Source organism: Sphingobacterium paucimobilis HER1398 (genome assembly GCF_000416985.1).
Lineage (GTDB): Bacteria > Bacteroidota > Bacteroidia > Sphingobacteriales > Sphingobacteriaceae > Sphingobacterium > Sphingobacterium paucimobilis.
The window spans coordinates 34154-59272 of record NZ_ATDL01000020.1 but is presented as its reverse complement, the minus strand read 5'-3'; the positions used below and the strand labels follow the sequence as shown (position 1 = coordinate 59272).

Below are 25119 nucleotides of genomic sequence, written 5' to 3'. Positions count from 1 at the left end.
TTTATTAGTTATAACATCATTAAAATACAAGCAACTATGGAAATAACAGCAGCAGTTGTCAAGCAAAAAGGAGGATCTTTCGATCTCGAAAAAATACAACTCGATGCTCCCAAGAGCGATGAGGTACTCGTCAGAATTATCGCATCAGGGACCTGCCACACCGATATGGCAGCACGCGACCAACTTATGGGTACACCTACATTTCCCGTTGTACTGGGACATGAAGGCTCGGGTATCATCGAGCAAGTCGGCGAGAACGTACACCACCTACAAGTCGGCGACCATGTCGTGCTGACCTTTGGTTACTGTGGCGATTGTGGCAAATGTCAGCGTGGACTACCTGCCTACTGTGAAAATTTCCTTCCTCTTAATTTTGGGGGCAGCCGCATGGACGGATCTCACAGTCATCACCAAAATGGCAAGGGAATACAGGACAATTTCTTCTCCCAATCCTCTTTTGCGACCTATTCCATTGCTCATAAAAACAATGTGATTAAAGTCCGTAAAGACGCTCCTCTGGAACTACTAGGCCCCTTGGGCTGCGGCATACAGACCGGTTCAGGAGCCGTCCTCAATTCACTCGCAGTTACTGCTGGTGAGTCGATTATTATATCCGGTACAGGAGCGGTTGGCCTCGCAGGCCTGCTGGCTGCTAAAGCAGTATCTGCAGGAACTATTGTAGCGGTCGACATCAACGAAGAGCGACTAGCCTTCGCCACCAAACTTGGAGCTACCCATACCATCAACAGCAAAAAAGAAGATGTCACAACTCGACTTAAGGAGATTGCCCCCAAAGGTTTTGACTATGGTTTTGATACCACAGGTATTCCTGAAGTCATCCAAAACTCACTAGCTACATTAGCCTCGCACGGAAAAATGGGAATAGTCGGTGTTGCAAAACGACCACTTGAACTAGAGATGAACAGTTTCGTAGCTACAGGCTTACAGATCATCGGCATTGTAGAAGGAGACAGCGTACCCAATGTCTTTATTCCACGATTGGTCGATATGTATATGAATGGTCAATTTCCATTTGACAAATTGATCAAGACCTATGCTTTCGAAGATATCAATCAGGCCATAGAAGATTCAGAGACAGGTAAAACTATAAAGCCCGTCCTTCTCATTGGCGATTACAAAGGCTAGTATTGACGGAAGAAAGCGCCTGCGTCCAAAATCATTATCGACTTTTGGATGCAGGCGCTTTTAATTTCACAACCCATACCTTACTTTTATCCCCTCCTTTGGTTTTATCACAGCAGGTGTTATATTTGCTTATTCACGAGCTGACCATTCTACATATTATGTTCAAGTGTATATAATTAGCCTTCTTTAGCATTTTTAAATCGGATAAATGAACCTGCTGGACAACAATAGCGAATTAGACTACCTACACCGACTTCGAAACGGGGACCAGCGCGCCTTTATTTATTTTTACGACACCTTCAAACTGCCCATCTACCGCAAATTGCTCAAGATGGTACAAATCGAGTCCCTCGCCGAGGAACTAACACAGGATGCATTCGTCCGGATATGGGACAAGAGAGAACTGATCGACCCCGAGCAATCCTTCAAATCCTACCTCTACCGTATTGCACAACATATCCTCTATGATTTTTACCGTAAGATTGCACGGGACGAACGCCTACAAAACGAAATACGACAGTTTGTAGTACAAGACCACAATCCTACGGACGAGGCTTTATTTTTAAAAGAAACACAAAACATCCTGAATCAAGCCATAGACAATCTATCTGAACAGCAACGACAGATTTATACCCTCTGTAAACTTGACGGAAAATCCTATAAAGAAGTATCCTTATTGTTGGGCATCTCAGTACACACCATCAGTACCCACATGACCAGAGCTTCCAAAAAGATTCAGGATTTTATGACCAAGCACCAGCACCTTATCCTCATCACAGGAATATGTTCAACGATTTTAAAATAATTTTTCACCCGATGTAGTGATTCTTCTTTTTCAAAACGTAATAGCATTATAGACCCTAAATTTTATAAAAGCTAACATTGGAAAAGAACCACCATATCCGAGCCCTATTCAATAGGTATATGCGCCGAAGGGCATCCGAAAAAGAGACGGATGAACTATTCGACTATTTTGGCAATGCCTCTGAAAACGACTTACGTCAGCTGATCGATGACACTCTAAGCGATTCGGGAGAAGATACTTCCGAAGCATCGACCATAGAGCAAGATATTTTAACCCGCATCGACACTCGTATCCACGGTCACCTGGCACCGGTTACCATCGAGGAAGATACTACGCCCCTATTCCGTAAGCGCCTATCAATTGTACGTTGGGCCGCAGCAGCGGCTGTGTTTATCGTCGCCAGTTGGGGCCTGTCCCAATATTGGCTATCAGCTCCCGAACGTGATAGAAATGTCAACGAAACTTCACTGCTTAAGGCTGATCAAGAACCAGGGCGCTCACGCGCAGTATTGACATTGGCCGATGGGCAGCTCATTGAACTGAAAGAAAGTGAGGAAGGGATCACCATCACTGGCAATGAGGTAAAATACAAGGACGGTCCCAGTGTAGCTGAGGTCACTTCCAACACCCGCCTAAATACCATCAGCATTCCTCGTGGCGGTCAATACCGCATCACATTGGCTGATGGCACCAAAGTATGGCTCAATGCCGCCTCTACGTTACGCTATCCAACTGCTTTCCCCAATAAAGAACGAATTGTAGAATTAGATGGTGAAGGATATTTTGAAGTGGCAAAAAATCCGGACAAACCCTTTAAGGTTATCAGCAAAGAGCAGGTAGTACAGGTATTGGGCACACATTTTAATATCAATACCTATGCAGACGAGTCCAATATCAAGACGACACTCCTCGAAGGATCAGTACAAGTCACATCGCTTCATAGTCAACAATCCGTCAAGCTTTCACCGGGTACACAGTCCGTGCTGACCCCCCAGGGCGTACAGATCCGTGAAATAGATACCGATGCTGTAATGGCCTGGAAAAACAATGACTTTATTTTTAGAGGGCAGAGCCTCAAGACCACGATGCGCCAACTGGCCCGCTGGTATGACGTAGAGATTGAATACGCCGACAATGCCCCTATACACCTAAAAATCGGAGGAAATATCTCTAGAAAAAACAACCTATCCAGCGTACTTAAAGCTATGGAATCGACCCATAGCGTCAAATTTGAGTTTGATGGAAAAACTATACTAGTCAAATAAACACCTAATGATGAAAAAACAGAGAAGCCCATAACCTAGACACGTTTTCCAAAAAAAACCGGAAGTGCTCGTAACACCTCCGGGGCTAAACAGGAATACAGAAAAAAATTGAAGACACAATTTACTAACTAATTATCCCATTCAAATGTATAAATTTTTTATCACAAAATACGGGGGAAGGGACTCCCATGCCTCTATTAGGAGAGCTATCCGAATTATGAAACTATCCACAATTCTCTTGCTTATAGGCACTTTCCAGCTCCATGCTGTCACACTCGCACAACGGGTGTCCTTGCGTGCCGACCGTATTTCGCTCGAGCGTACTTTTGGAGAGATCAAAAAGCAAACAGGTTATGATTTCGTCTATGACGAATCTTTGATCAAAAGTGTAGGCCCCTTAAATCTAAATATCCAGAACAAAAGCTTAGAAGAAACGCTCGATCATCTATTGAGCTCCCACCAACTGTCTTACAGCATTACGGACAAGATCGTCACCGTGCGAGGCAAAGAAAGCCGAAAAGCAACTTTAACCGATGGTCGTCAGCAAGGTATTGTCATCGGTACCGTCAGGGATGAAAAAGGCAATCCACTAGTGGGCGTGACCATCGTCATCGAGGGACAAAACAAAGGAACACAAACCGACAACAAAGGGGGATTTCGTATAGAAGCGGCTATTGGCGATCGGCTCAACTGCAGGCTATTAGGCTACTATCATGAAATCAAATCCATTGAAAAATATGGCCCTGGTATTATCGTCGTACTGAAAAACAGAATTGAGAGCCTTGATGCTGTGGCTGTCGTCAATACTGGTTATCAAAAAATATCCAAAGAACGCAGTGCAGGGTCGTATGCCAAGCCCGATATGAAAGTGTTAATGGAAAGATCCGGTACAATAGATATCATCCAGCGTCTAGACGGGCTCATTCCAGGCTTAGTTATCAATAACTCCTCTAGTCCTACTAACGGGCCTGTTGGTAGCAGCAGCAGCGGCAACTCGATTATGATACGTGGCCTCAACACCTTAAACTCGAGCCGCGAGCCACTAATCGTGCTAAACGGAGTACCCTCTAGCGATATAAGCGCCATCAATCCAAATGATGTAGAAGACATCACCGTCCTAAAAGATGCAACAGCAGCCTCAATCTGGGGCAGTAAAGCCGCCAATGGTGTCATCGTAATCACTACAAAAAAAGGAAAGAACAAGGAGGCCATCCAAGTAAATTACAACGGTTTTATCAATTTTCAGGGAAAACCCCAAATCGAAAAACTCAATACACTCGATAGCAGAGCATTTATACAAGCGGCCAAAGACGTGTTCGATCCAGTGCTCAACAATTACGCCTCTATATCCAGGCCTCAAAGCGGAGGATTGGCCCCTATCATGCCTCATGAAACAATCCTATACAACCTTGAGAATCTATCCCAGGAACAAGTAGATGCCAAACTCGAGGCACTTGCCAATCAGAACGGTATAGCACAAGCGAAAGACCTTTTTTACCGCAATGCAGTGTTGATGAATCACAATATTTCACTTTCTGGAGGTACAGAGCGTTACAACTATTATGGTTCAGGAGCCTACATTGATAATAAGAGTAGCAAAATTGGCGACAAGAATAAAAACTACAGTATCAATCTAAATCAGAGCTATACCTTTAATAAGTGGCTTCAATTGCACTTGATTACTGATATCAGCAACAAAGACATTGTACTGAGCAATGCAATACAGCCCACAGCTGCGTTTTTGCCCTATGTTTTATATAAAAATGCAGACGGTAGCAGTGCTGATCTTTCTTGGCTCTACCGAGATGAAAAAAACCGAAAAAACTACGAACAACTCAGCGGTACCAGTCTGGGATATGCGCCACTCGACGAAATAAATACAGGAAACACCTCCAACAACATCTGGACAGCTAAAATAAATAGTGGAGTAACCGTCAACCTACTGAAGGGGCTGAGATATGAAGGTGTATTCAGTCTGAGCAAAATGCAGTCAAAGACTATCAATGATCTAACCCAGGACAACTATGATGTACGCTCTGAATTAGTATCCTTTACGCCACTGGATGGTTCAGCCCCTTATATTTCTAATAAGGGAGGAAGACATACCAACTCTTTTGGAAGTCAAAAGAATTGGACCGTCAGAAACCAGTTTGTCTATGACAACACCTGGCTTGAAGGCAAGCACAGTCTTATCCTATTGGCCGGTCAAGAGGCTCAAGAACAGCTCTACAATACCAACCGTTCCGTAGTAAGGGGGTATAACAATCAATTGATGACCGTAGATTACTTAGACTACAAGTTGTTATCTACCGGTGTCAACAATGTAGTGATGCCCACAAGCTCCGATGGTACAAGCAGATTGACTCCCGATTTTTATACAGAGGGGGAAAGCCTCGTACGAATTACATCCTACTACGCCAATTCAGGCTATACTTTCGACAATAGGTATACCATTAACCTCGCGTCTAGAATTGACCAGTCTAATTTATTCGGGAAGGATAAATCAGCACAAAACAAACCATTATGGAGTGTCGGTCTAGGGTGGCAGATCGGAAAAGAGCGATTTATGGAACAGTTTAATTGGCTAAACCAGTTGGGACTGCGAACCAGCTTTGGATTAACTGGTAATTCTCCAAATCCAGGAGAAGCAGCATCACAAGACATCCTAGCAACACTTTATGCCGGCAACGCTGTAGTTTATCCAGAGGGAGTCGGATTGGAACTGGCAATGCCTGCCAATAAAAAACTCACCTGGGAGACGACTAAGACCTTCAACTTTGGAATTGATTTTTCTCTATTGAACAATCGGATAAGTGGAAGCGTGGATGTCTATGACAAACATACCCAAAATCTAATCGCCCCTATGTTTGTAAATCCACTGACCGGATTCTCTACTATTACAGGTAATGCGGGCAACCTGACCAACAAAGGTTTAGACATTAACCTCACAACAGTCAACATCTCCCATAAAGACTTCAGTTGGAGCACTTTGCTGAATTTAGGCTATAATAGCAACAAGCTTACCAAGATTAATCGGGAACGCCCGATCACAAGAGGAGATCAATTGATATCAAATCCTTATGTCGAAGGATATCCAGCATTTGCGGTATTTTCTTATCATTATGCAGGCCTAGATCAAGTTGGAGATCCACAGATCTATTTGCAGGACGGTTCCATCACCAAACAACGTAGCGTCACAACAGTAGATGACATGCGGTACATGGGTACATTCCAACCAGTATGGTCCGGGGGATTGACCAACCGTTTTACCTATCGCAATCTGTCCCTAGCGGCCAACATTGTTTACAACCTCGGTCATGTTATGAGACGAGATGTAAACACCCTTTTCGGCGGACGTGGCCTCGTTGCCAATCAAGGTTACTTTGCAATGTTCACTGGAAACGTCAATGCAGAATTTTCTGACAGATGGAAAAAACCAGGGGATGAATTGATAACGGATATCCCTGCATACACAACCTCTTCTACCTCATTGGCTCGTGGTAATATGAGTTACTACACCAATGCCGATCGAAATGTACTGAACGCATCCTATATCAAACTGCGTGACATCACTTTAGGATATAAACTACCGACACCAATCACAGACAAATTACGGACGCAAGCAGTTACTTTACGTTTGCAGGTATCCAACATTATGCTCTGGAAAGCAAACTCGGTAGGTATTGATCCCGAATTTTTAGATGCCTATGGAGGTTGGGATGGTTCTGCCACAATTTTAGGAATATACCAAGGTGGATACCGCAAAACCCCAATCAATCAAGGCACAGTAACTCTTGGAGCAAGTATTTCTTTTTAGCCTAATCTTTACGAAAATGAAAAATATCAATATAAAAGCATGTTTATTAGCAATCGTAGCCTCAGTTATTCTGCTAAATGTCGCCTGTAAAAAGAGCTTCTTGGAGGTCGATCCCAGAGGAAAACTCATTGCTAAAAATACAGACGATTACAATCTACTACTCAATAATGCGTCCTATTTCATCAATTTTGACTACCCTCAAATTGTATTAGGAGACGAAATCGTTTCTGTAGAACCCTATTATTCTAACATTTGGTCTCCAGAGGCTAAGTTACTCTTTCAATATGCTGACAACATATACCTATCCACGGCCAATCCCGCTGAATCGGCAGAGTTTCTTAAAATGCTATATTCTTACAATAAGATCATCAACGAAGTCATGGATTCCGAGGGAGGAACGGAGCAACAGAAACTCTCCCTTCATGCCGAAGCACTCACCAATCGGGCTTGGATATACCTTTATCTGATCAACTACTACGGTCAGCCTTATAATGCCAATACCGCAGATAAGGACTTGGGATATTTTATTATCACAGAGTCGGATGTTACAGTCGATCACTTTGAGCGTTCGTCCGTTCAAAAGGTATATGACTTCATCATTAATGATCTGACTACAGCCATTATGCATCTTCCCGAATCCAAGGGAAGCCGCATGCGTGTTTCAAAAAGTGCTGCGGAGGCCCTATTGGGAAAAACATACTGGTTTATGGGCAAATATGATCTAGCCCTGGTTCAGTTTGAAAATGCTTTCGAACATATGCCCAAGAATTATACATTAGCACTGTTCGATTACAAATCCATGTTAGCAGAAAATGGCGAATGGGGCTATGATTCACAGCTCAGTCCTATGCAAGATATAGTCGGTCCAGATAATGAGCCCCGCAATCAAGAAGTACTTTTTTACAAATCGATATTAAGCTCCTACAGCTACTTTGACAACAGCTTTGTTTTATCAAAAGAAACGCTGGATTTATTCAAAACCCCTAACAATTCAGATGAGCGGTTAAAGCTTTATAGCGATCTGATGTCTGGAGGAGATCCTATCGGAACACCTGGCGTAAAGCGAAAAATAGGTTTCCCCTACATTCATATCGGTATTACGCTTCCTGATCTTTTTCTGATGCGGGCAGAATGTCGCGCTCGAACTGGAGATGTAAATGGAGCAACAGAAGACTTGGAGACACTCCGCAAAAGCCGTATGAAAGAAGATGACGCTATGGTCCATATAACCGATCAAGTGGCGTTAACAAAGTATATCATAGAAGAGCGCATTCGAGAGTTTGCACTACAGGGATACAGATGGTTCGATATGCGTCGTCTTTCTGTAGATCCTCTATTCTCCGATCAAAAACACGTCCATCAGGTATTATCCGAGTCTGGAGATTTGGTTCACACCTTCCCACTTAGGCCAGAGAGGCTTACATTGCGCATCCCCGATATTGTCATGGATGCTAATCCCGGTACCGTCAATAATCCTTAAAAAATAGATACGATGAATAACACCTTAAAATACATAACCCTGTGCTTCGGATTGATATCCGCAGCACAGGCGCAGCAATTTAAGATTCAAGGCAAGTTAAGTCCTGCAACAGATCAAAAAATAATACTGCTCAGCTATACGCAAGATGGGCAGGACATTTTGGATTCGGCTGTTGTCAAAAAAGGACTTTTCTCCCTACAGGGCACCGTCACACAACCGGTCAAAGCAGGCCTTAGGCTAAAAGAAGTCGGAGAAAAGATCCAACCTTCTACCATGGACGAGATGGCAGCAATAGACAATCAGGAGTTCTATTTAGAAGGGGGAAAGGTCTCAGTTAAAGGAGTCGATAAGATGAAAACGGCCCAGATTACTGGTGGAGCTACCCAAAGCGATTATCTAGCGCTTCAACAGCAGCTCAAACCATTTCAGGAACAGATGGCTCCCCTCAGCGCCAAGATGCGCGAACTGTTCGAGACAAATGATGAAAAGGGACAAAATGAACTCTTCCCACAACTTCGGGCTATTCGCGTAGAGATGAATAAAGTCGATGATAAGTTTATCAAGTCGCACCCCGACTCTTATGTAAGCTTCGATATGGTCATGTCCCATTTGGGCATGATCAATCCTAAGACCTTTGAGCCCCTGTTCAACGGTTTGAGCGAAAGACTGCGCAATACCGATCAAGCTAAAGTGGCGGCCGAACAACTCAAGCTGGCCAAATTACTGGATATCGGACAACCAGCGATAGACTTTAGTCAGGAGACAGCTGATGGCCATAAAATAACGCTGTCTTCATTAAAAGGCAAATATGTTCTCGTTGATTTTTGGGCTTCCTGGTGCGGACCGTGCCGTGGCGAGAATCCCCATCTAGTCAAGGCCTATGACGAGTTTAAAAACAAAAACTTCGAGATACTGGGCGTCTCTTTAGATAGCAAAAAAGACGCGTGGCTCAAAGCCATCCATGATGATGGCCTTCCCTGGCTTCATGTCAGTGATCTGAAAGGATGGAAAAATGAAGTCGCTACAACCTATGGTGTACATGCCGTTCCACAGAATTATTTACTGGACGCTAACGGTATCATCATTGCAAAAAACCTTCGTGGAGAAGAATTAATAGAACGTTTATCCGAACTTTTAAACAAGTAATACTATGCGATACCTACTCACAATAATTACAATCTTAGGAGGATTTTTATCCGTCCAAGCACAGGATTCCTATACGGTAAAAGTCAAAATAGACAATCCTAAGAAATACACCATGTATTTGGCTTTTCCTTCCGGAGATGACTATACCATCGACACGAGCTATGTCATCGAAAATGGCTGGGCCGTATTCAAAGGAAAAGTAGAGGAGCCTGTACTGGCCAGCCTGGGCTACCGCGGTAATCCGGCTTCAATAATACAGTCCGATATGGGATTTATCCCTGGCCCTTCTCTCAGTTTTTTCCTTTCCAATACCACTATTGAGGTTACCGGAACGGTCGACCAGGTACATATGGCTAAGGTAAAAGGAGGAAAAGAGAACAAGGAATGGGCTTCCATCAAGGAACAACAGAATCTGATCGAGGATCAGAATTGGTCCGGTCTGAAGAAAGCCTATGAAACATTTGCGGTATCCAAGGACTCATCCGTTTTCAAAGAAGCAACGAGCATCAGCCAAGCGAATTCCGAGAAAAACCTAGCCCTTCAAAAAAACTTTATAAAAGCCCACCCGCACTCCCTGGTGAGCATGTACTTTTTATCGACCCTGATCAATGACCTTTCACTCGATGATCTGAAGACACAATTTAACGCATTAGACCAGCAACACAAAAACAGCAACTATGCACTGGCTATCCAGAGCAAGATAGCCAGTATGGAGGCCACAGCTATCGGCAGACAGGCCATAGCTCTACAGAAGGTAGATGTCAACGGCCAACCCGTCAATCTGGAGACGCTAAAAGGCAAATATGTGCTATTAGATTTTTGGGGAAGCTGGTGCGGACCATGCCGTGATTCACATCCCCATCTGCGTGAGTTATATAGCAAGTACCAGAGCCACGGACTAGAAATCGTAGGCATAGCACACGAACAACGTAGCAGTCTCGAAGACAACAAACGCATCTGGAAAAAAGCCATCGCCGACGATCAGATGACTTGGATACAGGTACTCAACAATGAAGGCATAGCACAGTTTGATGCTGTCAAAGCTTATGGCATTACGGCCTTCCCGACCAAGATCCTTTTAGATCAGGAAGGTAAGATCATCGCTCGTTATGTAGGTGAGTCTGCACAATTTGACGAAAAAATTAAAGAAATATTTGGCTTTTAAAAAAAATAGATGAAGAGATTAACATTAACCCTGACCATGGCCGTGATAGCATTCGCAGCGTGTGCACAGCAGGGTATACAATTTGTAGAAGGAACCTGGAACGAGATCTTGACCAAAGCAAAAACAGCGGACAAATTGATATTCATCGATGTATACACCAGCTGGTGCGGTCCCTGTAAACTGATGGCCGCCGAAACATTTCCCCTAGAAAGTGTCGGCAATCTGTTCAACACTTCCTTTGTCAACTACAAGATTGACGCCGAAAAGGGAGAAGGCATCGACATCGCCAAGCAATATGGTGTACGCTCCTATCCCACTTATTTATTTATAGATGGGGATGGAAAGCTGGTATACCGTACATCAGGCTATATGCCTGCCGTTCCCTTTCTGAAGGAAGCAAATATAGCACTGCAGGAAAAAAACGATCCCAAGCCATTGGTCGTATGGCAGGAAGAATATGAAAAAGGCAACAGAGATACCGAGTTTCTGATCGGCTATATGAAAAAGCGCGCCCTATCAAAACTAGCCTCGCCCGAGATTATTGAAGAACTCGTACCCAAGCTGTCTCCGACACAACTTATGGACAAGGAAATACTTGGGGCGATCTATTTCGCAGACCCTACCGTCCAGATTGTTCCAGGCGGACATGGGTTCAACTATCTCTATGACAACCGGGAGAAATTGGATTCTTTGGATCTTGTAAAATACGCTCTGGGTATATTGGAGACCGGAATCAACAACTACTTCCAGAAAAATATCATCGTACAGGAAAGAGAAGACCAGCTGCCCGTCATGATCACATCTTACCGTAAGCTACTAAAAGCATCGGATGTCAATGATGCCGAACAGACAGCTACTGCCAAAGGAGTCGTCATGAAATACTACAACGGCACAAATCAGGTGGAAAAGCTCGCTACAGCAGCGATTGACTACGTGGACAACGGATTGATGAAAACCGATGTCCCCAAAAAAATAGAGTCGGATAAAAAGGCTTTTGAGGAATTTATGAAGCCTTACGTGGAAGGAAAAGCAGATTCCCTGACCGACCCCAATTATACCATGATGAAAAGGCTAATGCGGAATCAAGAGATGGGAAATCTATCGTATAGTCTTCGTGATGCTGCCGAATATATCTACCATCAATCGGAGGATCCAAAAATGTTAAAACGGGCTACAGAATGGGCCAGGCAAGCCAACTCCTATTTCCCTCACTTTTCATCGGCCGCAGTATACGCGGGCTTGTTGTTGAAGAACGGGAACCAGACCGAAGCCGTTAAACAAATGGAAATAGCATGCCAGGACAGCTTTCTAGCCGGAGCAGAAGAGGTAAAAAATCGCCTCGAGGCATCCCTATCATCGATACGCAAAGGCGAAGCTCCCCGCAGTCTTTGGAAGTAAACTTATAAAGGACAACCCCACCGATAGTTATGGTCGGTGGGGTTTTATAAAGCCAAAAATCACCCATACGATAGCGAGCACAGCGGCCACTATAACAAATCCCCAATTCTCCTTAATCTTTCGTGACCAATAACTGCTATACCGCATATTTTCTTCTTGCTCCATCTCCCTTACGATGCTATCTCTTTCCATAGTCACACTCGATTGTTGCCTTTGAGCATGACTTCCCTGCAATATGCCACCCTGTGTCCATAATCCCCATTGTGGGTGATAATAAAGTAGAGAATCTGTCTGCAGCATCCAATAGGACTCACTGCTGTCCTGTTGCTGCCATACCAACCTATCAGACAACTGACGAACTTCTTCCTGTGTCTTGGCATGTACTGCCAGTTGTTCTTGCTTCTGCTTACTGATTCGACAAGAGAAGGTGACAAGGGTGATAAGGATCGTACTGAGGTAAATTCGAGATATCGTAATATTTCCTTCCATAATAGTAATGTTTTATTGTCTTCTATGCCAGACAGGCATGACTCTTTACTTGTTAACTCGATAACTTCATAACTCGTTAACCTGATCAACCCAACCCGCCAATGCATATACCGTCCGCAGATGTCTACGTCGAGATTCCACCCGGTTATTACTATTGCCCTCGATCGTGATCAGGTAATCGTTTGTACGTTCTTTGACCATCCCCACATGATTGATACGTTTCACTCCAGCTCCATATATACCGAACACATCCGCTTTTACCCTCTCACTATCTAATCTTTCAACCTTCTCACCACTTCTCCAATACACCCGAGCCTTTGGAAACAAGGCCGGAGACCATGGGTTACGTGGAACGTCAAATCCAGCTTGCCCATAAACCCAAGACACAAACGCCGCACACCACTCGTAGCCTTTACCAAGATTGGTGTAGCGAAGATATTCTTCGACACGAGGACCATCATTATTGCCCGTGGCTTCACGGACGCCAAGTTCTTTTGAAGCTATCGTTATTATTGATTGACGAATACTAGCAAAAAGAATCTTATCATCTTTAATCTTCATGTCTTCGTCGCCAGACGGGCTCCTTCTTTTTACCAAAAAGAAGCAAAAATCGTCGCTCGAACCTTTTGACCGTACTGTAGTGCCTCCCCCTACTAATGTCAAAAGCTTCACAGGCGACATTAATTTTGGTTGTAAGGGACTACTAGCACTACCTGAATAAAATGGCCTAGGTTGTGAGACTGTTTGAGTTCTTGATGTTTCGTCGTCCAACGACCTAGGGTGATGACTAATAGAAGCAAATCCCTTACATTTCCTCTGTCTATCGCCTACAAACCGAGCTTGCGAGCTCACCGAAGGCGTTTCGTCATCCAACGACCTAGGGTGATACAGCGTTAAGAATATTTTTTGCAGGTCGTTAAAAACATATCGATGAAGTGAAGCGAAGTGCAACGGCTCCGAGATGTTTAGACCTGTCAAGAAATATTTAGCGTCGTATTGCCCAAGTCTTGATTTTTTTTGCTTCGTTTTTTTTATCAAGGAAAAAAATGAAGTCCTCGTCATGGAAAATGACGGATCGGTGTTGGGTGGGACAAATAAAGTAGTATAACCGAACTTTAAAACACTACTACCATCACCATTATCACTGCATAAAGCAGTAAAAAGAAAACCGAAAAATAGATAATACATTGTTGCCATGATGATAGTTGATTAAAATGATGCCCAAACTGTTTACGAAAAGATTTAAACGGATGCCACAGCATCTCCTGCAGCCAGGTACTGATATAGATAGCGAGCCATCCTACGAGCAGCCCAAAGACCGCAACGGTCAGTGTACCAAAGTCCAGCACACCAATAGCCGGGTCGATAAGTTGCAGTACCACCGATAGGCCTACCCAAGCGATGATCAGTAGTAAGAAGCCGAGCTTTAATTTCTGTATAGTTTGTAGACCCCTCCACTGCGGTACCCGAACAATCGGGACACGGCGGGATGACGATATAGTGCCCTGGGTCAGCCATGAAGAGTTGTTTGTTAGTGTTTGCATATTATTAAGATTAAATGTAGAAAACTATGGCCTAGGAAATTGTAGCGTTAATAAAGACCATCATGATCCATAAAAAAAGAATTTAACAGCGAAGCGTCTCAAATACTTTTAGGATCATGATGATCTTTTAGCGTAACGGTTTCCAAGCCTTGATTTCTTTGCATACTTTCTTGATCAAGCAAGATAAGTATGAGCCTTCCCGGCTTGAGGGATTACCTATCTTGTCTTCAGCGAGACCACCTCAGACCAGTCACCTATCCCCTTTTTGTTACGCGCACGGATCCTTAGGTAATACATACAGTTGGGTTTTGCCACCGCATAGATATTTCCTTGGCTTGTACCCGTCTGAAAGTTTTCCTTCCAATCCGGCTGTCCGTCGGCGCCCAACGAATCTGCAATCTCATACTCATAGATCAGCGCCCCTTTTTGTGGTTTGAATTTGACCTGCAGTTGCCCTATCTGCTTACCGTCCGAGAGTTCGCCACCAGTCATCCTATCAGGCACCTCATTAGGTCTCTGATCAGCCTCTAGAATCAATCCCGAACTCAACAAGAGAGACCGCGAGCCCTTACTCAGCTTATTGACATAAAAGGCAATGTCTTTCAAGCTCAATGCGATCAGCTCTTTGGCGTCATTCTTTTCAGCAATCTCCAATAAGCTACCACCACGGCTGGCTTTCTGCCACTTGTTCCTAAAGTCCTTGACCTGGGCTTCTAGGTCAGCCAACTCTACCGGTGGATCGGTAAATGTCAGGTGTGCATTTAGACAGTCGAGCACCTTGCCCGCCAGTGTATTCAGCTCGTCATCTTTCAGACCTGAATAATCCAATACTACTTTTTTCTTTCTCATAGCGTTATTCTTGTGGGACTATTCCCATTATACAATTTGTTTACCGCACGGCACTCCGGATTGCCATGCTCGACAAACATATTGCAATACCCACCCCAAGTTCAATACTCGGACAAAGTCGGACTACTACGGACAGTATGCCCTGCAAACTCGGACAGACTCTCTATAAAACCCCCATAAAAAGTGATTGGTCTTTCGCTTTCAGTGACCACATTATCAGGATCACCGATCACTATAAATGAACAAGTACCCACCTGTCAGGGAAAAGGGGGCACTACATACCAGCCAGTGATCACTATCCAGCGAAAAGTGATCACATTTTATAAAAATGTAATCACCTGCTGTCAATCGATGACCACCCCTTGCCTACAACTGGCCACATTTTGCAAACAAGAAGCCCCTTGCTACTAAAAGGTGATTGCCCCACAGCATCCAGTGACCACTGGAGAACGAAAGGTGATCGCTTCAGCGCATACCGCAACCACTCGACAGCAAGAAGTGAACAGTCGGTTACACCTTGTGGTCAGTGGATCACACCTTGTGGACACTCCGCCCAAAAGAGCGACCACTGCTTCAGAAACAGCAAACACTAAATCGAGACAAGTGACCACGGCACCTCAACTAGCGATCACATCTTAGGAAAGGGCAGCCACGGATCGCCAGACAGGAATCACTCCGCAGCGAATAGGGATCACCCTATAGCAATAAGCAATCACCGGATGCCGACATGCAGTCACTCATCTCGAAGAAGCAATCACTTTTTCCGAGCTTTTTCTACCCGTTCCTTGTTCAGTTTGGAGTAGGTCCATTCCCCCTTTTCACGCCTTACCATCAGTGCCTGCACCTCGCTCTTGAGATAATACTGTCTGTTTCCGATCGTTTCTACAGGAAACAACAATTTTTTGAACACCTGTTTATAGAACGTACTCTTAACAAGATCCAGATAAGCAATGACCCATTGCGTACTTACATGTTCGGGAGGTGCCGATATTTCGGCTTTAGATTTCGATAGTACTGCTGGATCTATTCCAGGATAGACGCGGCACATCAGTTGCTCCATCAAGGAGCATTCTTCTTCATCCAACGATGAATGTTCAACAATCAGATTCAGCAGCAGACGGAGCTGTCTAGACAGACTACTCCCCGGTTGCAGATGGTACTGGATGAGGTCAACAGTAAGGCCAGCAGCATCAAGGATACTTTTCAATTGGTCGATAGTCAACATGCATACACATATTAGACAGGACACGGCGCAGCCCTATGGCCAATAGGCCATGTCATGCCCCGCAAGGTTTATAAATGCAGACAGTTTACAGACAGATCAAAATTATTCCTCTTCTCTCTCCTTCATTATCTTCTTGTACATAGTCGGAGATAGATACAACAAGCCATGTTTAGACTTTATAGCCTGCTGAATACTCTGGAGCTCCGGATATTTCTGTACCATTTTACGCAACACTTCCAACTTGTCCGCAGCTAAGTACACTTTGTTCTCTTGTGCATCCAGCTTTACGACATATTTGCGATGGAGATTGATACCCTTGGATATCTCGAAATAATAAACATCTAACATCGCTTTGATATCTTTTGCCTTTCTGGCATCCTTTACAAGCATGCCATTATTCTTAAGCCTTAGTCCCCTATCCCCTTGCCGTATCAGCATAAAAGTCGCCTCAACATCCTCCCACTGGTCAAGTCTCACGATCTCCATCTGCTGCAATTTATTCCGTTGAGAGGCTATAAGCAACTGCCGTTCTTTCCGCATATAGCTCCTAAAAGCATGATAGAAAACCAGAAATGTCACAGACGCAAACAGCCAACTGCAGACTACCCCCAATTCAATATCCACACACCCCGGTCTCCAATATTCGGCACTGTGTTCATGGGGCATCAGTGCGAAAAGTTGCACCAATAGGAACGGATAGACCAGTTGCAACATAATGAAAAAGAGAAGAGATTTGGAAAGAAACAACGCGACAGCAGAGATACCTGTACGCCTAAGGTAGAAAAAATAGCGCACCGCATATACACAACACAGCTGGCTGATCCACAGCAGAAAAAACCAAAAGACCAACCAGCCCACATAGAATTTATCCCACACAATAGTCACTTCATGCCCTGGTTTTCTATAGATCGTAAGAAAATGAGCACCAAGAAGTGCCGGCACTCCCCATAGGCCCCACTCGTACCGGAGCAAAAAACGTATTGTTTTAAACGGAAGTTCTAAGAATTTCAACGGAATATTTTTCATAAAAAGGAAATCTGGTATCACGCTATAAAACCGTTGAACAACTAGCACTAGACCGATTAAAACCACTTATTTCCTATCTCGCAAATCCAAATTACACCGCAACAACGACCTGTTTCATCGATAATACATTGTCCACCGGGCACACTGACCTACAAAAGGCATTAACTTTACTGTTAAAAGTAAAACCTGAAATTAGTAAAAATTAATAGTAAAGAAAAATAGTACCCATAAGATTAATTGAAACAAAAAATAATGCGTAATTCAACAGGCAGTAAAACACAGAAACCAACACCGGTTATATACCCAGCAGCCCGTTATATAACCCTATCTGATAAACTTTAAAAACACCACTCGATTATGATAATATCCGTTCACACTTTTTTTTTGAGCAGCAGCTCCAAAAGCCATTCGACTTTGCAGAAACATATTATAAAATCCTGAAACAGTAAAGGGGAGTTATGGAAAAATTCAGAAGCCAAGTCGTAAAGCTACTGCAATGCGAAGCATCCAGCAATGCATTACTTAGTATGACGAAAGTACAGCACTTTGATAAAAATAAAATCTATTGTCGCGACAGAGACCGCTGCCAGCAATGGTGCTACGTACTGGATGGATTAGTCGGTGCATTGTATTACTACGAGAACCATCCTCCTTATATGCACTGGATGACATTACCGGGGCAATCATTTACGGGAACCAAACACGAATACAGCGACAGCAGTCATGATCTTGACATATATATCTTAAAAGATACTCGACTGGCAGTGATACACCTTGCCGAGCTGCGCAGACTAATGGAAATTCATGCGCCCATCATGCGATTGATCAATATCCTACGACAGCGACGGTCTACCATAGGTGATCTCAAGCTACGGGTAATGAGCCATCCTCCTACCGAGCGTTACCGAGAGACACTGAAACATCTACCCGCCATCCCTGCAACCCTCAATAACAAGCAGCTGGCACAATACCTAAACATCGATCCAAAGACGCTGTACCGAAGCAGAAGACAAGAACTGGGGCGCTAGATATTATACTACCGTCCCGCCCGATTTATCCCCGATGCACCATCCTACCTTAGCTTCATCAAAACGCAAGTACAACTGACTGAGGATGCAAGGTAATCTGAAGAAAGGGCGCACCAGCCAAAAGGGTACACCGCACAGGCTGTGCCCAGGTGTATAAATAAAAGGCAGCAGCGACAATTATTTTTAATAATCTAAATAAATTGCGATGAGAGCAACAAAAAACAATTGGCTACATGCCATCTTATTTTCGATACTGGGTCTAACACTATCTTTCGGCGTCAAAGCTATTTCTAACAGTAATGACATTTTATCTGTTTCAAAAACAGCAAATACGGAGTTCCGCTATAAGGGTAGCGATACAAGTATTAATAGCATCACTAACCCCTCAAACTGGGAAACCAGTGATGGGACAGAAGAATGTGATTTTGGAGAACTCCCTTGTGTAGTGGCACCGAACATGCCTTCGATAACTAACGAGACACAGCTGACAAATTATCTAAACACACTTTCGCCAAGTGCAGCTGTAGCCTTTGTAGAAGACAATGCAACCAAGCACAGAGATTAAATCTGTGCTTGGCGCAACATTAACGGGGATTCTGTTTCATCCCCGTTAATGCTATAACATCATTTGGAATTGGCAATGCAAATCGTACATCATTCGGAGTTATCGAATATTCTTTGCCCTTGACAGTTCTTTTTAATGTTATATCAGCCCCCTTTTTATTCAGCCTTTTAATATCCATCCAACGAAGCCCGCGCATTAAAAGTTCTTTTCTACGTTCCAATAAAACAAGCTCTACAGTCTTTTCTTTTGTATCAGCAACGTATGGAACAAATAATTTTGCGTTATCCCATCTGTGTACCATTAAATGATTTAGATCTTTCATCGCCTCCGATATCTGACCGCTCCGTGCTGCACATTCGGCACGGATCAAGAACATCTCATCCGTCGCTATACCATCAAAAAGAGAACCAGCTCCTTCATACCCCCCTTTAAACCCATAAGTTCCATTGTTGTTACTTTTAAAAAAAATACTACTGCGAAGATCATGGGCGTGATAAGACTGAATTAACAAAGGATCTATTTTAGCTTTCGTATTTCCCATAGACGAAGGAGTTAACATTCTGGTCGAAAGTATTACCTCCTCATTGAATTGATTTACGGGATATGCTAGGGCTTTATTCAGTAAATTATAATCCAACAGCTTATCATATAGCTGTAAACAAGAGTCAGCATAAATTCCCGCCTCATCATACTTCCCCATAAACAGATACGTTCGGGCTAGTAATCCATATGCTGCCGCCTTATTGGTCCTAAGCACATGAAGCTGTGATACAGGCAACAAGGGGATAGATGCTTTCAAGTCAGAAATAATCTGCATGTAGGTTTCCCGCAATGTAGATCGAGTAGAAATCGTATTAAAATCTGAATTCAACCGGATGGGAATACCCAAATCTGTATCTGCTGTTTTCTCATCATAAGCCTGTGCCCACACACCTGCTACCTTTAGGAAGCTCCTTGCCCTTAAGGCTAGAGCTTGCCCCTTAAGATTATCGAATGCTTCTTGTTCTCCAGTAGACAGCTTAATCTTGTCTAGGTTATCAAGCACTGTATTTGCCCGAAATACATTATCATAACAATAAGACCACTCGCCTGTACCAGCCTCAAACAGATTATCTTTTTCCCATACGTACATCCTTCGATACACTTCTCTAGCTAAACCATCCCAGTCGGCATCCGTGAGATAATAGTTATCTGCGCTGACTTCGGCAGCACTGGGTTCGTATTGATTGACTCTAAGGTAAGAATCCAATATACCCTGAAGATCCTGAATAGTGGAAGGCACCACTAGTTTTTGATCAGGTTTAGTATCCAAAAAACGCTCACAGCTCACCAGCATACCGAACAATGCAAGTGATACTGATATAACAATACATCTATATGTTTTCATAAACTCTTTTTTTAAACAATTAAAAACCAATATTAACACCTAATGAAAAAGTTCTTGAAGGCTGTATGTCTGTTTCCGGATAATCCGGGTCAATCCCATCCGTGTTTTTTCGCCAAAGCAAGCCCAAATTTGATGCTGTGCAAAAAAAGCGAACAAGAGAACAGCCCATACGGGCAACGGTTTTTTCCGGTAATACATAGTCTAAACTAATGTATTGCAGACGTATGTTGTCTGCTCTTGCAGTCAGCACTTCTGCATACTTATAGAACATGTCTCTATTATTATTCAAGGGATAGATCCATGATGGAATATTAGTGTGTTCCTCATCTCCTTTTTTCTGCCATCGGAAACCGAAGTCCGAATGTCCTACTCCACTGGAAACCAAACCCGAATAATCGATAGACTGTTTGCGGAAATAGTGTCCAAAAGCGAAGCTAACCCGGGCTGTAAGTGACAATCCCTTCCAACGCACCGTGTTACCTACAGATCCGTACTCCAATGGGATCAAGGAGCCTTTGTACACTAAATCGGATAGCTGCGTACTATCGCCTGTGATTGCCATATAACTTTCACTTTGGTGGCCGTTTATAAACCCGATAGGATTTCCATTTTCAGGATTCAGACCGTGCCATTGATATGCAAAAAGTGAATACAGAGGCTTTCCCTCTACAGCAAACATCCCTCCTCCTACAAAGTTATTCCCCACATATGTAGGGGTATAATGTTTCATTACCTTATCACTGTACCATGAGAAATTAAGCTGTGTTTCCCATTTAACCGCCCCTTTTAGATTCTCACTACTCACTTCTACATCCACTCCATTTCCAGCCAACACAGCGACATTCTTGGTAATCGTTGCTGTCCGGAGACCAACTGTCATATCCAGTGAAACAGGGCCATATAAATCCGTGGCTTTCTTCTGAAAATATTCTAAACTTCCAGACACCCTGTTTCCTGCGAGCTTAAAATCAAGACCGATATTGGTCATCCGTACCTTTTCCCAACGGAGACTGGGGTTATAGAAACGCTCTACATCCGTAATCGGACTTAGAGTATAGGGTGAGGTTGAACTATATTTTATTGTCGTCATAGCAGTCCGCGAAGGATCTACATTACCGCTAAAACCGTAAGTACCTCTCAATTTTAAATAAGAAACAAAGCTAAGACTATAAAATCGCTCAGCAGCTATATCCCAGCCCAATCCTGCCGACCACAACGGTGTCCACTTATCATTGGTAGCAATACCGAAGGTATTCGAAGCATCCCGTCTAGCACTACCTGAAATCGTATATCTGGACTTATACGTGTATGAAAAATTACCGAACATAGAAAGATAGCGCGTGTTCGTACCTTCAAAGTTTGCAGTATTCGGTATAAAAGAATTAAAACCAGTCAGATACTGTGGGTAAGTATTTGCATAATCAACAGGAACAATTGTAAGGATATCTTTATTCAGTCCATATGTACGGTGGGTAGCGCTATTATCTTTTTTTTCACGCATCTCTGACCCTGCTAGAGCAAAAAAATTATGGTCACCGAAATGTTTGCTGTAATTTAACTGACCTCGGAAATTATAGGCCTGCATATCGACATCAGTCAGGTCCATGATATCTCCCAGGGGCACTTTGTAAACTACTGCACCAGTTGCTGTATTAATCTGCGTGAAATTATTAATCAAGTCACGTGTATAATAGCTTTGTTCACCTTGCCAAACCTCTCTTTTCAGATTTTGCCATTCGTGCTGATATTTTAGCTCCATGACGAGTCCTTGTCCTATTTTATATTGAAATCCAAAATTGGCAAGCAAGTTTCTAACATTTGCTGTAACTGTGCTGTACTGATAATCTTCTAGAGGATAATATTTCCAGTCCAACAGCTTCCCATCTCCGGCTGTGTCTACGTATTCCTGCCTTCGTTTATAAATCGGCAACTGTTCTCCGTTGTTCCCTACCATTCGGGTATAAGGTGGAAGAACTAGGGTTCCGTTTGTTATAGAATTGTAAGTAGGCCTACCCGACAAATTGGTCGTTTGTGTATAGAAAGCACCAATGGAAATATCCATACGTTCATTTATATAGTATGTATTATTGCTCCGTAACGTCATACGTTTATAACCTTCATCCGATAATCCAGCATTCTTATCGTGTCCTGCAGACAAAAGCCATGCGACACTGTTTGTTCCCCCATTGGCATTGATCGCATACTGTCTATTAAATCCGGTTCTGTATAGATACCGAAGATAATCGTCTCTTACATCCAGACCACGAAGGGCATCCATCTGCCTACTCGCATCTCCCTCGGAAATCATCTGTTTTTTTTCTTTGAATAGAATTTCATATAAAGGTGTAAACGATGGCCTCCCCATATTAGCCGTATCCGAAAACCGATGCTTATTATTAAATAGATCTTTCTCCATATCAATGTAATCAGCGGAGGATATCATTCTTATTTTGAAAAGGTCTGGCTTTTCCAATATCGATATATTTGAACTAAGCGTGATATTGGTCGGCATGCTACGCTTGCCCTTTTTGGTTGTAATTACGATTACCCCATTCCCAGCTCTTGTACCCCATATTGATGCCGCGGCCGCGTCTTTAAGAAATGTTATGTTTTCCACATCATTGGGATTGAAATTATCGATATCACCCTCATATGGAAAATTATCGACCACGATAAGTGGGTTTCTTGGCCCTGTAAGTGTACTGAATCCCCGAATTGATGTATATCCGTTAGGATTGGTTCTTGCAGAGGTCACTCCATATGAATTTGCAATCGCCGGCAACCTGTCCAGCACATGGCTACCTACTTGTTCGTTAAACCGAGCTTTGTCAATTTGAGAAAACGAGCCCGTCATACGTTCACGCGGTAAAGACTGATAGCCCGTATTAATCTTTACTTCTTCAAGTAAGTTGTTTTTTTCCTGAAGAACTACCTTCAGGAAAACTCCTGCGTCTTTAGGCATTTTGATTTCCCTGTTTTCATAGCCTATATGACTGAACAAGATAGAATGGCTATTCGCTGGCAAAGTAATTTCAAAATACCCTTTGTTATCACTACGGGTAGAACTTCCTGTTCCGGAACGAACCGCTACGCCCTGTAAAAGGTCACTATTTATACTATTTGACACGGTTCCTTTTATAGTAACCGTTTGTGCCATTGCAATACTGCAAGAGAGTATAGCATATGTAATTAGTAAGATATTTACTTTCATTTTTTTGTAGAAAAAAGGCTATTAGTCGATTGAAATGATGTTTTTCTTCGCTCCTTCATCGTTATAACAAAGACTGGGAGATCAATTATAGACTTCTCTAGATCGAAACCTTGAGCTGTCAATTCTGTTTTCAAAGCATCCGTATCAGTTATCTTCTCGCTGATCGCAATGTCGATTTTATCTAAACCTGTATCATCTACAATAATCTGTTTAATTTGCGGAAAGCCATCCAAATAAGCAGTGAAAGTTCGAGGTGATATCTGGTTAAAATACTTAATCCCGTTCTTGCACTCTTGGCTGAGCAAAGATCTTGAAGGCGTTTCATTGCTTTTTATTAGTTTTAGACAAGTCATGCTTCTCTGCACTATGCTACCTTGATACGATGAAAACCTATTGAGGTCTTCCAACATAAGACTATATAAATCATCTTTCCTATCGCTTTTTAAAAGTATCTCATAACTGTACAAATTATGGGCGTACCAGTCCATTTTGTTGACGTGGGTGTCTACATTATATACCAGACCCGAGCTGTCAATAACATCCAGTACGAATCTTTTATCATTAAATTCTGGGTATAACTTTCTATACGCTTTTTTATAGAGTTTAAGAAGAGATAGATTTGTAAAAGTCACACCCTCCAAACTTTCTGCTTGTCGCTGCTCTATAGCAGCAGGATACCCCTCCAATAAGCCTTCAAAGAACATTGAACTGTATTGGACACGATCATAAGGTGCATCTGATGTTAATAATAATGGACGACTGTTGTCTCTATCATTTTTTATACTAATTGACAATACCGCCCCTTTAAGTAACTGACTTATATTATCAACTGTAAGCTGGTCAGTCGAGGTTACAGCGACAACAATACCATTACCATTTATAATTACGTAATGCGGAAGAAAAAGATGTTTAAACCATTCACTTAAATATCGGTCATTAACCACCGTTAAGAAGTCGGAATCATGCTGATCATAAAATTTTAAAACTTTTTTATCTTCCTCTTTGGTAATTGGCACTATCTGTATTTCGTTTTTGAAGTCTTCTTGAAGTTTACCTAGTTTCGGTATGGAGGCGATACAGCTACCACACCAAGTTGCCCAAAAGTCAAGAATGATCAGCTTTTTGTCCCGATAATCATTCAGTTTAATATAATCTTTCCCTTCGGGATGATTGACGACTTTGAGTGGGAGATCCCATAACTCGTCTGGTATCTTATCACCTACTTTTAAAGGTTGAATTTCAACTAGGTCTTTGGCCCCCTGCGCCCAAGCAGGAGATACCAAAAGACCACTAAACAACACACAGAATATGATTATAAAAGCAGATAGCTTATGGTTATTGGCAAATAGCGACCGCCATTTCCCCATAGCGTCACCTCGACCGTAGCGGAGAGGTCTAAAATCATGCAGGACATATCTGCTTACTAAGCTTATGAACGAGATATTGAATGGCTGCCCATAGGACAGTCCTCTTCCACCCCAATTAAAATTTGTCATTTTTTTGGTAAATAGGTGTGACCTACTAGCTATGTGACCGTCACCCTGAGCGAAACGCAGTGGAGTCGAACGGGTCT

Annotated in this window: 20 protein-coding genes; 11 read left to right on the top strand and 9 right to left on the bottom strand. The window is 43.0% G+C overall.

The features are described 5' to 3' along the window. Positions 1-36 precede the first annotated feature (36 nt). The 8 genes from M472_RS40390 to M472_RS44700 all read left to right on the top strand — a co-directional run bounded on the left by M472_RS40390 (position 37) and on the right by M472_RS44700 (position 12222). Positions 37-1146 (top strand): NAD(P)-dependent alcohol dehydrogenase, encoded by a 1110-nt coding sequence (locus M472_RS40390; protein ID WP_021071723.1) that lies wholly within the window; start codon positions 37-39, stop codon positions 1144-1146. A gap of 208 nt (positions 1147-1354) precedes the next feature. Further along, positions 1355-1951, top strand: coding sequence for an RNA polymerase sigma factor (locus tag M472_RS40385; RefSeq protein WP_021071722.1), 597 nt, complete (start codon positions 1355-1357; stop codon positions 1949-1951). Between the two features lie 77 nt (positions 1952-2028). Next, positions 2029-3216 (top strand): FecR family protein, encoded by a 1188-nt coding sequence (locus M472_RS0123070; protein ID WP_021071721.1) that lies wholly within the window; start codon positions 2029-2031, stop codon positions 3214-3216. Between the two features lie 217 nt (positions 3217-3433). Then, positions 3434-7033: a SusC/RagA family TonB-linked outer membrane protein gene (locus M472_RS40380; RefSeq protein ID WP_158499937.1), complete on the top strand. Its 3600-nt coding sequence runs from the start codon at positions 3434-3436 to the stop codon at positions 7031-7033. A gap of 16 nt (positions 7034-7049) precedes the next feature. Continuing rightward, on the top strand, positions 7050-8513 hold the full coding sequence (locus M472_RS40375; RefSeq protein WP_021071719.1) for a RagB/SusD family nutrient uptake outer membrane protein: 1464 nt from the start codon (positions 7050-7052) through the stop codon (positions 8511-8513). A 12-nt stretch (positions 8514-8525) separates the two neighbouring features. Further along, positions 8526-9659: a TlpA disulfide reductase family protein gene (locus M472_RS40370; RefSeq protein WP_021071718.1), complete on the top strand. Its 1134-nt coding sequence runs from the start codon at positions 8526-8528 to the stop codon at positions 9657-9659. A gap of 4 nt (positions 9660-9663) precedes the next feature. After that, the gene (locus tag M472_RS40365; RefSeq protein WP_021071717.1) at positions 9664-10824 is read left to right on the top strand and encodes a TlpA disulfide reductase family protein; all 1161 of its coding nucleotides are present in this window, start codon (positions 9664-9666) and stop codon (positions 10822-10824) included. A 9-nt stretch (positions 10825-10833) separates the two neighbouring features. After that, on the top strand, positions 10834-12222 hold the full coding sequence (locus M472_RS44700) for a thioredoxin family protein (protein ID WP_021071716.1): 1389 nt from the start codon (positions 10834-10836) through the stop codon (positions 12220-12222). Positions 12223-12249: 27 nt separating this feature from the next. On the opposite strand, the gene M472_RS40360 is transcribed toward M472_RS44700, so the two are convergent. The 4 genes from M472_RS40360 to M472_RS40350 form a co-directional block, all read right to left on the bottom strand. After that, positions 12250-12711 carry a hypothetical protein gene (locus M472_RS40360; RefSeq protein ID WP_021071715.1) on the bottom strand — a complete coding sequence of 154 codons (462 nt, stop codon included), beginning with the start codon at positions 12709-12711 and terminating at the stop codon, positions 12250-12252. 66 nt (positions 12712-12777) lie between these two features. Beyond that, the gene (locus M472_RS45820; RefSeq protein WP_235049528.1) at positions 12778-13908 is read right to left on the bottom strand and encodes a CHAP domain-containing protein; all 1131 of its coding nucleotides are present in this window, start codon (positions 13906-13908) and stop codon (positions 12778-12780) included. Beyond that, positions 13827-14255, bottom strand: coding sequence for a hypothetical protein (locus M472_RS40355; RefSeq protein ID WP_021071713.1), 429 nt, complete (start codon positions 14253-14255; stop codon positions 13827-13829). The genes M472_RS45820 and M472_RS40355 overlap by 82 nt, the downstream gene beginning before the upstream one ends. 216 nt (positions 14256-14471) lie before the next feature. Then, positions 14472-15104, bottom strand: coding sequence for a fibronectin type III domain-containing protein (locus tag M472_RS40350; protein WP_021071712.1), 633 nt, complete (start codon positions 15102-15104; stop codon positions 14472-14474). Positions 15105-15518: 414 nt separating this feature from the next. On the opposite strand from M472_RS40350, the gene M472_RS45285 reads away from it, so the two are divergent. Then, positions 15519-15743: a hypothetical protein gene (locus M472_RS45285; protein ID WP_144062776.1), complete on the top strand. Its 225-nt coding sequence runs from the start codon at positions 15519-15521 to the stop codon at positions 15741-15743. Between the two features lie 115 nt (positions 15744-15858). Here the strand turns inward: M472_RS45285 and M472_RS40345 are convergent, their stop codons facing one another. Further along, positions 15859-16329: a hypothetical protein gene (locus tag M472_RS40345; RefSeq protein ID WP_021071711.1), complete on the bottom strand. Its 471-nt coding sequence runs from the start codon at positions 16327-16329 to the stop codon at positions 15859-15861. 102 nt (positions 16330-16431) lie between these two features. Further along, complete coding sequence (locus tag M472_RS40340; protein WP_021071710.1) at positions 16432-17355, bottom strand: hypothetical protein; 924 nt, start codon at positions 17353-17355, stop codon at positions 16432-16434. A gap of 458 nt (positions 17356-17813) precedes the next feature. Here M472_RS40340 and M472_RS40335 point away from each other — a divergent pair, with 458 nt between their 5' ends. Together M472_RS40335 and M472_RS40330 are read left to right on the top strand one after the other, a co-directional pair. Continuing rightward, positions 17814-18383 (top strand): Crp/Fnr family transcriptional regulator, encoded by a 570-nt coding sequence (locus M472_RS40335; RefSeq protein ID WP_021071709.1) that lies wholly within the window; start codon positions 17814-17816, stop codon positions 18381-18383. Between the two features lie 205 nt (positions 18384-18588). Continuing rightward, entirely contained in the window at positions 18589-18948 is a 360-nt protein-coding gene (locus tag M472_RS40330; protein WP_021071708.1) for a hypothetical protein, read from the top strand. Between the two features lie 19 nt (positions 18949-18967). On the opposite strand, the gene M472_RS40325 is transcribed toward M472_RS40330, so the two are convergent. From M472_RS40325 to M472_RS40315, 3 genes are read right to left on the bottom strand one after another with little or no spacing between them, the layout of a single operon-like run. Continuing rightward, positions 18968-20335, bottom strand: a complete 1368-nt coding sequence (locus M472_RS40325) for a RagB/SusD family nutrient uptake outer membrane protein (protein WP_021071707.1) — start codon at positions 20333-20335, stop codon at positions 18968-18970. A 19-nt stretch (positions 20336-20354) separates the two neighbouring features. Further along, positions 20355-23546, bottom strand: coding sequence for a SusC/RagA family TonB-linked outer membrane protein (locus M472_RS40320; RefSeq protein WP_021071706.1), 3192 nt, complete (start codon positions 23544-23546; stop codon positions 20355-20357). After that, entirely contained in the window at positions 23543-25042 is a 1500-nt protein-coding gene (locus tag M472_RS40315) for a TlpA family protein disulfide reductase (RefSeq protein WP_021071705.1), read from the bottom strand. The genes M472_RS40320 and M472_RS40315 overlap by 4 nt, the downstream gene beginning before the upstream one ends. Positions 25043-25119 lie beyond the last annotated feature (77 nt).